Source organism: Caballeronia terrestris (genome assembly GCF_001544515.1).
Taxonomy (GTDB): domain Bacteria; phylum Pseudomonadota; class Gammaproteobacteria; order Burkholderiales; family Burkholderiaceae; genus Caballeronia; species Caballeronia terrestris.
This window is the reverse complement of record NZ_FCOL02000340.1, coordinates 1-1,752: the sequence shown is the minus strand read 5'-3', so window position 1 is coordinate 1,752 and position 1,752 is coordinate 1. Positions and strand designations below refer to the sequence as shown.

At 58.5% G+C, this 1,752-nt stretch carries 2 protein-coding genes; one reads left to right on the top strand and one right to left on the bottom strand.

From position 1 onward, the window contains the following. Positions 1-339: hypothetical protein (locus tag AWB67_RS40365; RefSeq protein ID WP_143328494.1), on the bottom strand; the 339-nt coding region annotated here is incomplete at its 3' end. Between the two features lie 15 nt (positions 340-354). Between AWB67_RS40365 and otsA the strand changes: the two genes are divergently transcribed. Further along, positions 355-1,752, top strand: a 1,398-nt coding sequence (otsA, locus tag AWB67_RS37240; RefSeq protein WP_125477862.1) for an alpha,alpha-trehalose-phosphate synthase (UDP-forming), incomplete at its 3' end; no start/stop codon positions are given.

Below are 1,752 nucleotides of genomic sequence, written 5' to 3'. Positions count from 1 at the left end.
CAGACCAAAAGACCTTATTCTGAGAAACACCGTGGGACTCCCATCATGGATGCCGAGATCGCCGCGCTGCCGGTTGTTCTCGGTGAGGGTGCCGGGTGCGCCGACGCTCGATCTGGTTGCCGAAGCGAATGTGCGAACTGGGCAGAAGCCGATCGTCTGCTTGCCGAATAGAATTTGATTGCGGATCTTCCAGTGGTCACGAAGCCGAAGACCCCGCGCGTTCTGCACGAGAACAAGGCGGATCGCATCAAGTGGCGTCTGGGTGAGAAGCTTGGCGATATCTTCAAGCTCACGGATCCTGCCGGCGGAGTTACCCGCACATGATCTGAAGCCATTCATGAATATGGAGATCCCGTGAGTCGTCTAGTTGTTGTTTCCAATCGCACCGCCGATCCCCGCAAGGCCGCGGCCGGAGGGCTAGCTGTAGCGGTGAAGGAGAGCTTGCAGCAGACCGGCGGCCTGTGGTTTGGATGGAGCGGCAAAATCCGAGACGAAGCGGAGGCCGTCGCTGGACATCAGGATCTTCGCGTGCAGACGGTCGGCAACGTGATGCTGGCCACAATAGACCTGAGTCAGCGCGATTACGACACTTACTATCTCGGGTATGCCAACGATGTGTTGTGGCCGGTATTTCACTACCGGCTCGATCTAGCCAATTTCGACGTGGACTTTGCCGCCGGGTATCGGCGGGTAAACCAGATGTTCGCGCGGGAGCTGATGCCACTGCTTAAGCCCGACGATCTCATCTGGGTCCACGATTACCATCTGATTCCTCTTGCGGCCGAGTTGCGCGCAATGGGGTGCCCTAACCGGATCGGCTTCTTCCTGCACGTTCCCATGCCACCGCTAGAGATCATGGCGGCGGTTCCCGAGCATGAATGGTTGATGCGCTCGCTGTTCGCATATGACCTGGTCGGCTTCCAGAGCGAAACAGATGTAACGCACTTCACTCACTACGTCCAATCTGAAGCGCAAGCAGAGCAGTTGAGTCACGATCGTCTTCGCGCCTTCAATCGCACGCTGGGCATTGGCGCCTACCCAATCGGTATCGATGTCGACGAGGTCGTCAATCTAGCTCAGGCAAAAGAGGGGCGCGACACGTTTGAACGTATGCGGGAAGAATACTCACGGCGCCGTTTGCTGTTAGGCGTCGACCGGCTCGACTATTCGAAAGGGCTACCGCAGCGGATCCACGCCTTTCGCGAACTACTGGCGCAGTACCCGGAGAATCGCAGCAGCGCAACTTTGATCCAGATCGCCTCTCCTAGCCGCGAGGCTGTGGGTGCCTACGATGACTTGCGCCGGCAGATGGACAGTCTGTGCGGTGCGATCAATGGCGACTACGGTGAACTCGACTGGATGCCGGTCCGTTATATACACCGCAATGTTGCCCGCAAGCGCTTGCCGGGCCTTTACCGCGCGAGTCGTGTTGCCTTGGTTACGCCGTTGCGCGACGGGATGAATTTGGTTGCGAAGGAATTCGTGGCTGCGCAGGACCCGACCGATCCGGGCATGCTGGTGCTTTCGCGTTTCGCTGGCGCCGCAGAGCAACTGAAAGAAGCGCTGATGGTCAATCCCTACGACGCGCACGGCACAGCACAAGCTATCCAGCGGGCGCTGTCGATGCCACTGGAAGAGCGCATCCAGCGCCACGAAGCGCTCATGAGCCGGATCCGCAAGCACGATGTCCACTGGTGGTCATCGAGTTTCCTTCTCGCGTTAAAGCATGTCGAGCAGGATCAAGGGCTAGAT